This window comes from Streptomyces sp. NBC_01384, assembly GCF_045040035.1.
Taxonomy (GTDB): domain Bacteria; phylum Actinomycetota; class Actinomycetes; order Streptomycetales; family Streptomycetaceae; genus Streptomyces.
The window spans coordinates 7,712,486-7,725,132 of the sequence record NZ_CP109559.1 but is presented as its reverse complement, the minus strand read 5'-3'; the positions used below and the strand labels follow the sequence as shown (position 1 = coordinate 7,725,132).

Below are 12,647 nucleotides of genomic sequence, written 5' to 3'. Positions count from 1 at the left end.
TACAGCGCCGTCGCGGCGACGACGGCGCTCAGACGACTGCGCAACCTTCGATGTCTCACATGGGACTCCTGTGCCGGGACGGGCTTCGCGGAGCCGGCGACACCTTCCAGTGCGACGGCCCCGCGGTCAACCCCTCCGCATGCGTTGGTCGTTACCAGCCAACGGCGACCAGCAGCCACTGCGGGTTGCTGTGGGAGATGAAGGAGGACTGCCCGGCCACGTCGTCGTAGGGGAAGCCGTAGGCCAGGTTGTTGATGGCGTTGTCGTGCCAGAACTTGGCGTAGTAGTTGGCCGGGGCGGCCTTGTAGTACTGGCTGGGGTCGGACTGTTGGGAGGCCGGCAGCGTGGCCACATGGCGGTTGAGGGCCGCGCACATGTCGGGGGTGCCGGCGAGGGAGGCGGCGCAGCCGAAGATGTCGGAGGTGGCCGCGTTCACGCCCACGGACTGGGCATAGGAGGTGAAGTAGTTGGCGTTGGCGCCGCCCGCGCGGAAGCTCGGGTCGCTGCCGGGCGCGATGATCCGGTACGGGGCCTGCGTCTGGGCCAGCACCTTGAACTGGTCCGGCACCGCGTTGCCGAAGCGCTGGAACGTGGTGGCCCGGTCCTCGGCGAAGGTCTGCCGGTTCTCGCCGACCTCGACGTCGTAGCCGTCCTTGGCGTGCAGCCGCATGGCCAGTTTGAGGCCGAAGGCGTCGACGCGTGTGGTGTTGCCGTTGAAGACGTTGTTGCCGACCGTGAACTCGATGAAGTCGTAGTAGGAACTGTTGGGCGAGCCGAGGTAGAAGTACATGCGCCCTGCGGAGTTCGCCGGCATGTCGAGGTAGGGCTGTTCGGCGATGGAGTGCACCTGGCCGTTGAAGCTCCAGTAGACCTGGCTGTCCGGGTACTTCCCGTTGGTGCGGTTGAGGATCTTGACCTCGACGGCGTTCTGCGCGGGCGGAATGTCGCTGGTGCTTCCCCAGAAGTCGTCCGGCGGGGTGGTGCCGCCACCGGGGCCGTAGACCTGGAACTCCCAGAGGGAGTAGCCGTATTGGGTGGCTCGCGCGGTTCCGTAGAGGCGTATGTAGCGGCCGCTGCCGGTGACGGTCAGGTTCTGGGTACCGCCGGTGGCGGTGGTGGTGGAATAGACCGTCGTCCAGGTGGCCGCGTCGGTGGAGGTCTGAATCTGGTAGGCCTTGGCGTAGGCGGCCTCCCAGGTGAGGGTGACCCGGGTGATCTGCTGGACGGAGCCGAGGTCGACCTGGAGCCATTGGGGATCGGCGAAGCCCGAGGACCAGCGGGTGCCCGGGTTGCCGTCAACCGCTGCGGCTGCGGGGAAGGACGCGCTCTCGGTCGAGGACGCCGTGGCGGGCCGCCCCTGGGACAGCAGCTGGTCGTCGGCCCGTGCGAGCGAGGGCGTCAGGGCGACGAAGCAGGCTGCGAGCAGGGCGATGACCAGGCACAGAGCCGTGCGGGAGAGCGTCACACGGGCCGCTGGTCTGCGCGTGAGCGCACTGAAAGAAGTCTGCATGGGGGGTCTCCGGATGCCGAATGGGCGGGGCGTTGGGGGGCAGGAGGAACAACAGACGTGAGAGCGCTCTCGGGGTTTGTACTCTCGCCTCTGCTCGACGTCAACAACTGAAGGCGAAGCCGGCGGAGTTCACAGGAACGGGAACGGCGCACCTGCGTCTGTGGCGAAGAAGTCACGCACAGCACTGCGCGACCTCTTCGGGACCCGATCAACTGGCCGATCCCAAGCCCTCTTGACCGTTCACCACTTGACGTGTCTGGTACAGACCTTTTAGGTTCCGGCCGACGGGCTTACCTGGCCTACCTGACCCGGATGTGCCGTTGCGGTGCGGTCTCCGTGAACCGCATCTCCGGCGGCGGGACGCCACCCTGGGACTGATCTGGTTGAGTCTCGGCGTGGCGAGAGGTCCACGATCGCGCCAACCGCGGGGGTGACGCCATGCCCGGCAGTGGCAACGCCCCGACCACCGGCCGGGCCAGGCGCGACCAGGAACATCCGCAACCTCCCTTGATCTCGACGCGGGGAAGCAAGAGGATCTCCCCAATTCCCCTTCACAACTGAGGAGTTGGAGTGCACAGCACGCTCGCGTCCCCCGTCCCGCAAAACGAATCCGCTTCCCACCAAACGAAGCGCCCCGGCAAGAGGATCCGCCGGTCCGCACTCACCAGCGCACTTGCCGCCGCAGCCCTGGTCATCGCGCTCCCGACCGACGCGAACGCCAACGTCCTCACCCTCCTGCCGCAGAACGCCGACGGCTTGGAGCAGACGTTCTCCCCCGCCTACGACTACGACAGCGACGGCTGCTACGCCACCGCCGCGATCGGCGCGGACGGCACCATCAATCCCGGCCTGTCGCTGGGCGGAGACGTGAACGGCCACTGCCACGATCCCGCCCAGCTGGCGAACGCCAACACGTACTCGCGCGAGAAGTGCAACAACGGCTGGTGCGCCGTCATGTACGCCAGCTACTTCGAGAAGGATCAGGCCACGCTGGGGCCGGCAGCCATCGGCCACCGCCACGACTGGGAACACGTCATCGTGTGGATCTCCAACAACCAGGTCCAGTACGTCTCTGTGTCGCAGCACTCCTCGTACCTGGTGAGCCCGAGTTCGTCGGTACGCTTCGACGGAACCCACCCGAAGATCGTGTATCACAAGGACGGCGTGTCGACCCACGACTTCCGCTTCGCGAACACCAACGACGAACCACCGGAGAATGCCACCGGCGGCTGGTTCTACCCACGCCTCGTCGGCTGGGAGGGCTATCCGGCCGGCTACCGCGACAAGCTCATGAGCGCCGATTTCGGCGCGGCCACGATCAAGATCAAGGACGACTCCTTCAATGGCAACCTCGCCTACTCCAAGCCCTCCGGAATCCCGTTCGACCCCTACGCCTGAGATATCGATGCACCGCTGATGACGTAACGCCGGAGCCCGTCGCATACGCACGTCTGCACGAACATCGAAGCCGTTGCATCGCGGTGCGTCGCAGGCCGAAGCGCAAAGCGGGGCAAGGGGCAGCCGACAACTGGGCACATCGTCCTACTTGAGGCCGGAGACGACCGTGGGAGCGTAGAAGTAGCCGAAAAGCGTCCATTGGATGAAGATCGCTGTTCGTCACGCGGATCTCGATCTTGGTCAAGCGGCAACAAAAGCAGGGTCATGGCACGACAAAGAGGGCGTCACCCCGGGGAGTCGAACCACCCGGGGCGGCGCCCTCTCGATGCCGTGTGTTCAAGCGCGGTCTACGGGAACGTCAGCTTCCAGGTGACCGCCGGTCCGTTGTCCGGAATCGATACGTCGCCGGTGTTCTCGAACGACGTGCCGGTGCCACCACCGCCACCGCCGGGGCGCGTGCCGACCCTCAACTGGCTCGCGGCGCGGGGCCGGTGGCTGTCGTACTCGGTCGGTATGACCATCACCGACGCCATCCACCAGGCTGTGCTGAAGGTCTTGGCATCGGCCTGGGCCCCGGCCGTCGAGCCCGGCGGCGAGGTCCGCGACGGCGCCTGGGTCGCCTGGCTCTCCGGGGACTGCCTTACCGTAAATGGTTGTGGAAAGCTTCACGCTCGGCGGAGAGCTGCCAGTACGACGGCTGGGGTACGGCACGGCGCAGCTTACCGGCCCCGGCTACTGGGGCCCGCGCGGGGATGCCCGGGACGCGGTGGCCGTGCTGCGGCGGGCCGTCGCACGCGGGGTCACCCTCGTCGACACCGCCGACAACTACGGTCCGTCGATCGCCGAGGAACTGGTCGCCGAGGCCCTGCACCCCTACCCCGAGGGCCTGTTGATCGCCACCAAGGGCGGAGTCGTGCGCACCGGCGACCGTGCCTGGCACATCGCCGGACGGCCCGAGCGGTTGCGGGCGATGTGCGAGGCGAGTCTGCGGCGGCTGCGGCTCGACACGATCGACCTGTACCAGCTGCACCGGCTCGACCCGGCGGTGCCGATGGCCGAACAGCTCGGCACGCTGGACGAGTTGCGCACGGAGGGCAAGATCCGGCACATCGGGCTCGACACCATCACCGCCGAACAGCTGGAAGCGGCACTGGAGTTGACTGACATCGCCTCGGTCCAGAACCGCTTCAACCTGCTCGACCGCGACTCGGAGCCGCTGCTGAAGCTGTGCGAGGCGCGCGGGATCGCCTTCCTGCCCTGGTTCCCGCTGGGCAACGGCTCCCTCACCGCCGACCCGGGCTGCGCCGAGGTCGCCGCCGCGCACGGGGCGACGCCGGGGCAGATCGCCCTCGCCTGGCTGCTGCACCGCTCCCCGGTGCTCTGCCCGACCCCGGGCACGGGCTCGCTCGCCCATCTGGAGGAGAACCTCGACGCGGGCGCGGTCCGGCTCACCGCCGAGGACATGGAAGCGCTGGGTTGACCTTGCCCCTGGGGCAGGGACGAGGGTCCCGGGCATGGACATCTACCTGAACGGCGTGCCCTGGTGGAAGTACAGCCGCCAGCCCTCCTCGGTGCGCCGCCACAGCGAACTGCGGTGCGCCCGGCGGCCGTTGTCCCCCGCCGTGTCGAAGGTGAGGTGGACCACGTCCGGGGCGAGCTGGACGCCCTTCATGCGGGAGGCGGTGATGGGCCGCGACCCCTGCTGGGCCGGCAAGGTCAGTTCGGCGATGACCGAAGCGCGGTCCCAGAGCCGGCCGGAGGAGCCGAACTCGTGGAAGTCGGGGTGGAGCAGCGCTCCCATCCGCTCCGGCGAGCGACGGACCTCCGCGTCGAGCAGCCTCAGTTCGCCCTCGATGGCGGACTCCACGGCGGGGTTGTGCTCAGGCATCGGTGAGCTCCTCGAGTTTGACGACCGTGTTCCAGTTGCGGGTGGTGGCGGTGATGCCCTTGAGGAGTCTCGGCTTCGACAGGGCCTCGGCCAGCTTGGAACGTCCGAGGCCGTCGGGGGCGTAGAGATAGAGCGCGCGGTCGCCGAGGTGGAACTCCTCCGGGAGGAACGCCGCCGGGTCGACCGACGCGAAGCGCTCGCCGTCGACGGGAGCGGAGAAGTAGGTGACGTGCAGCTGCTTGGCCTCCAGGTCCGCGGCCGGGAACGGGCACTCCTGTCGTACGGCCTTCAGATAGGCGTGGTCGCGGACCAGTACGCCGACACCGAAGCCGAAGTGCCTCTCTATGGCCTCGGCCAACTCGGCGGCCAGGGAGTCCTCGTCGCCGCGGTCGGTGGAGAAGACGGCGTTCCCGCTCTGGAGATACGTCTGCACGTCGCCGTGGCCCAGTTCCTTGATCAGCGTGCGGAGCTCGGCCATCGGCACCTTTTTGCTGCCGCCCACATTGATCCCGCGCAGCAGCGCCGCGTACGTCGTCGTCATCCGCACACCTTAGGACGGCCACCCTGCGCACGCGGATCAGCACCCGCACCCTGATCCGCATCCCCGAGAAGCCCCATTAGGTGTAAGGGGCCCCTGTCCTCCCCAGTGCGGAGGCGGCGGGGTCCGCGGGGAGGAGCCGGAGGTCCGGAGGTTCACCGGGCAGTACGAGGAGACGTTCTTATCCGGCCCCTACCTTCATAACCAGAGGTGACGGCAGGGGGTTGTCACCGTGCACAAGGGGGCTGGCCCGTCATGGGGAACGGAGACATACGGGTGCGGGGCATCGCCGCGCGAGCGGGCGGCTGGAGCGCCCGCCACCGATGGGCCGCCGTCGGAATCTGGGTGCTGTTCGTCGTGCTGGCGATGGGGCTCGGCTCGGCGGCGGGCCGCGTCGACGTCAAGGAGAGCGATCAGCTCAAGGGCGAGACACACACCGCCGCCAAGATCATCGAGGACTCGGGGATCAAGGCGCCGGCCGGTGAGAGCGTCCTGATCCAGGGGAAGGACGCGAGCGTCAAGGCGACGGACGCCGACTTCCGCGCCGCCGTCGCCGCGCTCGTCAAGGCCGTCGAGGGGACCGGCAAGGTCACGGACGTGACCTCGCCGTACGACACGAAGACGATCTCGAAGGACGGCCGCAGCGCGCTCGTCCAGTTCGACATGCGGGGCGACGCGGACACCGCGGGCGACCGCGTCGAGCCGGTGCTGAACGCCGTCAAGGGCGTCCAGAAGGACCACGCGGCACTGCGGATCGAGGAGATCGGCAGCGCCAGCATGCAGAAGACCTTCTCCGACGCGTTCGGCGACGACTTCAAGAAGGCCGAGTACTCCGCGGTTCCGGTGGCCCTCGGCATTCTGCTGATCGCCTTCGGCGCCCTGGTGGCGGCGCTGCTCCCGGTGGCACTGGCGATTACGGCGATCATGGCGACGATGGGCCTGATGGGCATCGTCAGCCATCTGCAGCCGATGAGCAACACCGCGAACTCCGTGATGCTCCTGGTGGGGCTGGCCGTCGGGGTCGACTACTGCCTGTTCTATCTGCGGCGTGAGCGTGAGGAGCGCGAGGCCGGCCGGGACGCCGGTGCCGCGCTGCGGATCGCCGCCGCGACCAGTGGCCGCGCCATCGTCGTCTCCGGTGTCACGGTGTGCGTGGCGATGGCCGGCATGCTCTTCACCGGACTCGCCGGGTTCGAGGCGATGGGGCTGGCCTCGCTGATGGTCGTCGCGGTCGCCATGGTCGGCTCGGTCACCGTGCTGCCCGCGCTGCTCTCGCTGCTCGGGGAGCGGGTCGAGAAGGGACGCCTGCCGTTCCTGCACCCGGACAAGCGGCGCGCCAGGGGCAAGCGTGTCCGGTCCGCCGACGAGGGCAGCCGGTTCTGGAGCGCCGTACTGCGGGTCGTCCTCGCCAAGCCCGCCGTCTCGCTGGTCGTCGCGGCCGGGGTGCTGCTGGCCATCGCCGCTCCCGCGCTCGGCATGAAGACCCAACAGCTCACACTGGACAAGGAGTTCGGCAACTCGCTGCCGATCGTGGGCACGTACAACCGGGTCAACGACGCCTTCCCCGGCGGTTCCGAGCCGGCCGAGGTGGTCGTCAAGGCGCAGAACATCAACGCCGCCGATGTGAAGTCCGCGCTCGCCGACTTCCGTGCGCAGGCGATCAGTTCGGGCGCCTCGCGCGGCCCGGTCGACATCAAGGTGCACGAGGCGCAGAACGTGGCCTTCGTGTACGTCCCGCTGGTCGGCGGCTCGAATCAGGACCAGGCGGAGAAGAGCCTGACGCTGCTGCGCGACAAGGTGCGGCCCGACACGCTCGGCAAGGTCGAGGGCGTCCAGGCGCCGATCACCGGACAGGTCGCCGGATCGCACGACTTCAGCGACCAGTTGCTGGGCTCGGTGGCCCCGGTCTTCGCGTTCGTGGTCGTCTTCGCCTTCCTGCTGATGCTGCTCTCGTTCCGCTCGCTGACGATCGCGATCACCTCGATCGCGCTCAACCTCCTTTCGGTCGCGTCCGCCTACGGCATCCTGGTCGCGGTCTTCCAGCACGGCTGGGGCGCCTCGCTGGTGGGCGCGGAGGGCGTCGGCGCCATCATCACCTGGCTGCCGCTGTTCCTCTTCGTGATCCTCTTCGGGCTCTCGATGGACTACCACGTCTTCGTGGTCTCACGCATCCGTGAGGCGCGACTGCGGGGCCGCGACACCAAGGACGCGATCCGGCACGGGGTGGTCACCACGGCCGGTGTCGTCACCAGCGCCGCCGTCATCATGGTCGCCGTCTTCGCGATCTTCGGAACGCTGTCCATGCAGTCCATGAAGCAGATGGGCGTGGGCCTGGCGGCGGCGGTCCTCATCGACGCCACGATCATCCGCGGGGTGCTGCTGCCGGCCGTGATGGCACTGCTCGGCGAGCGCAACTGGTACCTGCCGAAGTGGCTGAACCGGCTGCCGGACCTCACCCACGACGAGTCGCCCGAGGCCGCGCTGCCGCCGGCCCGGGAGGGCGAGCGGGCCGGGGTGTGACTCCGTAACTCCCGTCGGGTCAGGGCCTGTTGGTTTCCGGGGGAACCAACAGGCCCTTTGCCTGCGCTCCCGCTTCGCTTACGGTCCCGCCCGGCGGCTCGGCCGCGTCGAAGCGGACCGTGGACCGTCACCCGGGCGGCTCGTGGGGGTCTGGCCTTCCCTGTGGCTCCCGTCACGGTCGTGAAGGCGGTGTACGTCGTCAAGGGACCGTGCACACGGTCCGACCTGTGGGAATGCGACACTGGCCGACGGATGGCGTGAACCCGACGCCGTACCCGAGGGCTGTGCGCGCACCACGTCACGCACCAGGACACGGAGGCGAAGGATGGACGAGGCACGGGCGCGGGACGTACTGGCCGCGGCGAAGGTGCTGCCGGGGCCGGCGCGGGACGCGACGCTCCTCGCCCTGGGCGAGAACGCGGTGTTCGCCGCCGGTGACCTGGTGGTCAAGGTGGGACGCGACGCCGAACTCCTCGACCGTGCCCGGCGGGAACTGGACATCGCGGCCTGGCTCGCCGACGCGGGCGTCCCCGCCGTGCGGGCGGCCGAGTCCAAGGCGCTCCTGGTGGAGGGTCACCCGGTGACGGTGTGGCACCGGCTGCCCGATCCGGTACGCCCCGCCGAACCGCGTGATCTGGCCGAACTGCTACGGGTGGTGCACGCACTGCCCTCCCCCTCCTTCCCGTTGCCGCCCCGTGAGCTGCTGGGCGGTGTGGAGCGCTGGCTGCGGCTCGCGGGCGAGGCGATCGACCCCGCGGACGCTGCGTATCTGCGGGCGCGGCGCGACGGCTTCGCGGAGGTCGCGGCCGCGCTCACCCCGCACCTGCCGCCGGGCCCGATCCACGGCGACGCGCTGCCCCGCAATGTCCACGTCGGCCCCGACGGCCCGGTCCTGGTCGACCTGGAGACCTTCTCCGCCGACCTGCGCGAGCACGACCTGGTGGTCATGGCCCTCTCCCGCGACCGCTACGGGCTGCCCGCCGAGGCGTACGACTCCTTCACCGAGGCCTACGGCTGGGATGTGCGCGCATGGGAGGGCTGTTCGGTACTCAGGGGCGCGCGGGAGACCGCGAGCTGCGCCTGGGTCGCCCAGCATGCGCCGAGCAACCCGAAGGCCCTGGCCGAGTTCGAGCGGCGGGTGGCGTCGCTGCGGGACGGGGACGAGACCGTCCGCTGGTACTCCTTCTGACCCTTTCCGCGCGGTGCGGGCCCGGTCAGGCCTTCTGGTCCGCCAGGTCCCGCAGCGGCCATGTCCCGTCGACCACCGCTTCCGTCTCCCCCTTGCGGCGCAGGAAGCTCTGGAAGTCGGCCGCCCACTCGGCGTACCACTCGATCTGGCGGCGGTGCAGCTCCGCCGGACCGAGGGCCGCGACCTTCGGGTGGCGGCCGGCTATCGCACCGGCGAGCCGGGCCGCGGCGAGGGCGTCGGCCGAGGCGTCGTGGGCGGATTCCAGTGCCACGCCGTACTCCGTGCAGACCGCTTCGAGGTTGCGCTTGCCGCGACGGTATCGGTCGACGGAGCGGTCGATCGTGTACGGGTCGATGACCGGGGCGGGGTCGATGCCGCCGAGCCGCTCGCGCAGCGACGGCAGGTCGTGGCGCCGCAGTTCGGCGGAGAGCAGGGTCAGGTCGAAGGCCGCGTTGTACGCGACCACCGGGACGCCCGTCTTCCAGTACCCGACGAGGACCTCCGCGATCGCGTCGGCGACCTGGTCGGCGGGGCTGCCCTCCGCCGTCGCCCGCTCGTTCGAGATCCCGTGCACCGCCACCGCGTCCGCGGGGATCTCCACGCCGGGATCGGCCAGCCACTCACGGCGCCCTATCGGCTCTCCGTCCTTGACCTCGATCACGGCACCCGTGACGATGCGCGCCTCGCGTGGATCGGTCCCGGTCGTCTCCAGGTCGAAGCCGATCAGCAGCTCCCGGTGCCAGCCCATGGGCGGCCCCCCTTCTTCGTGGTGCTTTCCCCCAGTGGTCTCCACGATCGCATGAGCCACTGACAATCCGAGGACCGCGTTCCGCTTCCCGGGCCCGACAGCACGCCGCATACCCCGACAGGGCGACACTTCAGGACACTGGACGCGAATCCGCCCAAGCCACCTCGAACTCCTCACGATAGGTCGGGAAGAGGCCCTCTTCGCCCATCTCATCCGGTTTGACCACCCGGCCTCCGCCCCGCAGCACCAGCACCGGCGCCTCCATGCCGCGTGCGCGCCGCAGATACGACTGCACGATCGCGATACCGTCCGAGCCGTCCCCGTCGACGAGATACGCGGTGAAGCGCGGCGTCTCGTCATAGACCTGGATCTCGAACGCGCCCGGGTCGCGCAGCCTGGCCCGCACGCGCCGCATGTGCAGGATGTTCATCTCGACGGCGCGGCTCAGCTCGCCCCGCTTGAGGCCGAGTTCGCGCTCGCGCCGCTTGACCGCGCTGGACGCCGGGTTCAGGAACAGCAGCCGCACCCGGCAGCCCGCCTCGGCGAGACGTACGAGCCGTCGCCCGGAGAAGTTCTGCACCAGCAGGTTCAGGCCGATGCCGATGGCGTCCAGGCGGCGGGCGCCGCCGAAGAGGTCCTCGGCGGGGAACTGGCGCAGCAGCCGTACGCGGTCCGAGTGCACGCCGACCACGTCCGCGTACCGGTCGCCGACCAGGTCCTCGACGGCGTCGACGGGCAGCCGGCGCGCGGAGGGCACGTCACTGCCGGCGCCGAGGATCTCCAGGAGCTTCGCCGCGGCCCGCTCGGCCTGGCCCAGGACCGCCTCGGACAGGGCCCGGTTGCGGGAGACCACGTTCCGGGTGACTTCCAGTTCGTCGAGAGCGAGTTCGACGTCCCGGCGTTCGTCGAAGTAGGGCTCGAAGCACGGCCAGTGCTGCACCATCAGCTCGCGCAGCTGCGGCAGGGTGAGGAAGCTGAGCACGTTGTCGTCGGCCGGGTCGAGCAAGTAGCCCTTGCGGCGGCTGACTTCGCGTACGGCGACCGCGCGCTGCACCCACTCCTGCCCGGCGGGTCCGGCGGCGGCGACCACCCAGTCGTCGCCGTGGACGGGTTCGTAGATCGGACGCAGAACAGCGGCCACGACCGCGCGCAGCCGCTGTTCGACCAGGTTCAGCCAGATGTAGGCACGCCCGGCTCGCTGGGCGCGCGTACGCACCTCGCGCCAGGCGTCGGCGCCCCAGTCCAGTTCCGGTCCAATGGATCCCATTTCCATCGGCCGTGCCAGGGACACCGCGCCGGGTGGGACATCTGTGGAGTTTCCCTCGTGACCCTCGTCACCAGGAGGCAACTCCAGCCCTCCCGAGCCCACCCGCGCACCGCCTTCCGCTCCCCCGAGCTCTTTCGTGGGGCCAGCCCCACTCAACGATCAAGGAAGGGTACTCCGGGAGCGGTGGGCGGTGCAGCCCGATGGACAGGTCGTTTCTCAACTACCGTTTTCGACATGCCCGTTCTGGTTGGCGAGCTCCGGCGGAGTGAGCGGATTCATAGCGGTGACGTCGCGCGGGGCGATGGAAAAGCCCTGCCAGTGGACCGGCATGGGCTGCTGGTCCTCGTCGCGCGCTATGTGGTGGAAGCCCACGTTGACCCAGACGATGGGGTGGGTGAGCGTCTGTCCGTTGACGTACTTGTCGACGGACCTGCCCGCTCCGGCACCGCAGTCGAGCAGGTTGTTGGTGGCGAACTGCTCGCACTTCTTGTACTCGGTGAAGTACAGGTCGTGCTGGGTGAAGGGGCGGCCGAGGTACTTGGTGGTGGCGTCCGGGACGATCTCGTAACTACGGGCGTGGTCGTCCTTGTTCTTGCCGGTGGCGCTGACGACGCGCCACCAGCGCATGTTCTTGGCGTCGCCCGCGAGTTCCTTGGTGACCTTGGTGAGGGTGGTCTTGTTGGTCGGGCCCTCGTTGCCGTTGCGGGGCGGGCTGACCACGGAGTCGTACTGCTCGATCTTGTTCTCGGAGGAGCCGTCGAGGCCGAAGTCCAGCCGCCAGAAGACGTTGTGGCTGTGGCTGGTGGCGTAGGCCTTGGCGCCCTTGCCGATGGGCCAGCCGCGGCCGTCGCCCGCGTCGTAGTCGCCGGGCGAGAGGCTGCCGGTGGCGCCGATGTTCATGCTGATGGTGCCGTCGTCCTGGAAGCGCCACTCGGTGATGTACTCGTACCAGCCGACCTTGTTGACGGTGTAGATCAGCAGGTCCTTGCCCTGGGTCTGGTAGACCTTGTTGCCGGTGTCGGCCTCCATCCGGTAGGCGTGGCCGCGCGAACGGGTGGTGGTGCACAGGCCGTCGACGTTCGGGTGCTGCGGGTCCCAGGCGTTGGGGATCTTCACGTTCTTGATGGTGCCGCCGGGGCATTCATCGGGTGCCATCTTCATCAGGCCCTGGCCGAAGCCGGCGCCCGTGAGGTCGTCGTACTCGGCCTTGCCGTCGTCGTAGGGGACGTGGATCTGGCCGAGCTTCGCACTGGTGAGGACCTTGATCGGCTGGGCCTCGCCCTTGGGCTGGTAGGAGATGTTCTCCAGGACGAGCCCGGCCTCGCTCTCGTAGTGCCAGCACATGCGCCAGGTGGTGCCGGTGGAGAGCTTCTGCTCGATCTTGTACGCCGCGCTGCAGTCGGCGGCCGCCGGGGGCGCGGCCTTCGACTGGGCGACGGCCGGGCCCCCCGCCGTCGTCGCGCCGACGGCGAGTGCGGCCACCGAGAGGCCGACTGCCGTCCGGGTGCGGGCACGGCTGATTCTGTTTACGCGCATGACAAAGAGACTCCTTGCGAAAGCACGAAGAAGGACTGGAAGGAGAAGCAGGA

At 69.1% G+C, this 12,647-nt stretch carries 11 protein-coding genes and 1 pseudogene; 5 read left to right on the top strand and 7 right to left on the bottom strand.

The annotated features are described in order from the left end of the window. Window positions 1–151: 151 nt before the first annotated feature. On the bottom strand, window positions 152–1,510 hold the full coding sequence (locus OG747_RS35110; RefSeq protein ID WP_405883375.1) for a beta-1,3-glucanase family protein: 1,359 nt from the start codon (window positions 1,508–1,510) through the stop codon (window positions 152–154). Window positions 1,511–2,155: 645 nt separating this feature from the next. Between OG747_RS35110 and OG747_RS35105 the strand changes: the two genes are divergently transcribed. Further along, window positions 2,156–2,908, top strand: coding sequence for an NPP1 family protein (locus tag OG747_RS35105; RefSeq protein WP_405885854.1), 753 nt, complete (start codon window positions 2,156–2,158; stop codon window positions 2,906–2,908). Window positions 2,909–3,255: 347 nt separating this feature from the next. Here the strand turns inward: OG747_RS35105 and OG747_RS35100 are convergent, their stop codons facing one another. Then, window positions 3,256–3,441: a hypothetical protein gene (locus OG747_RS35100; RefSeq protein ID WP_405883374.1), complete on the bottom strand. Its 186-nt coding sequence runs from the start codon at window positions 3,439–3,441 to the stop codon at window positions 3,256–3,258. Here OG747_RS35100 and OG747_RS35095 point away from each other — a divergent pair. Both OG747_RS35095 and OG747_RS35090 read left to right on the top strand, forming a co-directional pair. Beyond that, a pseudogene (locus tag OG747_RS35095) lies at window positions 3,374–3,550 on the top strand (IS1380 family transposase); the annotation flags it as partial. The gene OG747_RS35100 and the pseudogene OG747_RS35095 overlap by 68 nt on opposite strands. A 7-nt stretch (window positions 3,551–3,557) precedes the next feature. Continuing rightward, window positions 3,558–4,388 (top strand): aldo/keto reductase, encoded by an 831-nt coding sequence (locus OG747_RS35090; RefSeq protein ID WP_405883373.1) that lies wholly within the window; start codon window positions 3,558–3,560, stop codon window positions 4,386–4,388. Window positions 4,389–4,430: 42 nt separating this feature from the next. On the opposite strand, the gene OG747_RS35085 is transcribed toward OG747_RS35090, so the two are convergent. Together OG747_RS35085 and OG747_RS35080 are read right to left on the bottom strand one after the other, a co-directional pair. Further along, on the bottom strand, window positions 4,431–4,796 hold the full coding sequence (locus tag OG747_RS35085) for a DUF4440 domain-containing protein (protein ID WP_405883372.1): 366 nt from the start codon (window positions 4,794–4,796) through the stop codon (window positions 4,431–4,433). Next, entirely contained in the window at window positions 4,789–5,337 is a 549-nt protein-coding gene (locus OG747_RS35080; RefSeq protein WP_405883371.1) for a DUF1697 domain-containing protein, read from the bottom strand. The genes OG747_RS35085 and OG747_RS35080 overlap by 8 nt, the downstream gene beginning before the upstream one ends. Before the next feature lie 252 nt (window positions 5,338–5,589). Between OG747_RS35080 and OG747_RS35075 the strand changes: the two genes are divergently transcribed. Both OG747_RS35075 and OG747_RS35070 read left to right on the top strand, forming a co-directional pair. Continuing rightward, window positions 5,590–7,854 (top strand): MMPL family transporter, encoded by a 2,265-nt coding sequence (locus OG747_RS35075; RefSeq protein ID WP_405883370.1) that lies wholly within the window; start codon window positions 5,590–5,592, stop codon window positions 7,852–7,854. 325 nt (window positions 7,855–8,179) lie between these two features. Beyond that, window positions 8,180–9,043, top strand: coding sequence for a phosphotransferase enzyme family protein (locus OG747_RS35070; RefSeq protein WP_405883369.1), 864 nt, complete (start codon window positions 8,180–8,182; stop codon window positions 9,041–9,043). Window positions 9,044–9,068: 25 nt separating this feature from the next. On the opposite strand, the gene OG747_RS35065 is transcribed toward OG747_RS35070, so the two are convergent. The 3 genes from OG747_RS35065 to OG747_RS35055 form a co-directional block, all read right to left on the bottom strand. Then, a complete protein-coding gene (locus tag OG747_RS35065; RefSeq protein WP_405883368.1) occupies window positions 9,069–9,791 on the bottom strand; it encodes a 3'-5' exonuclease in 723 nt (240 codons plus the stop codon). A 130-nt stretch (window positions 9,792–9,921) separates the two neighbouring features. Then, the gene (locus OG747_RS35060; protein WP_405883366.1) at window positions 9,922–11,160 is read right to left on the bottom strand and encodes an SAV2148 family HEPN domain-containing protein; all 1,239 of its coding nucleotides are present in this window, start codon (window positions 11,158–11,160) and stop codon (window positions 9,922–9,924) included. Window positions 11,161–11,274: 114 nt separating this feature from the next. Further along, a complete protein-coding gene (locus OG747_RS35055) occupies window positions 11,275–12,594 on the bottom strand; it encodes a copper amine oxidase (RefSeq protein WP_405883365.1) in 1,320 nt (439 codons plus the stop codon). Window positions 12,595–12,647 lie beyond the last annotated feature (53 nt).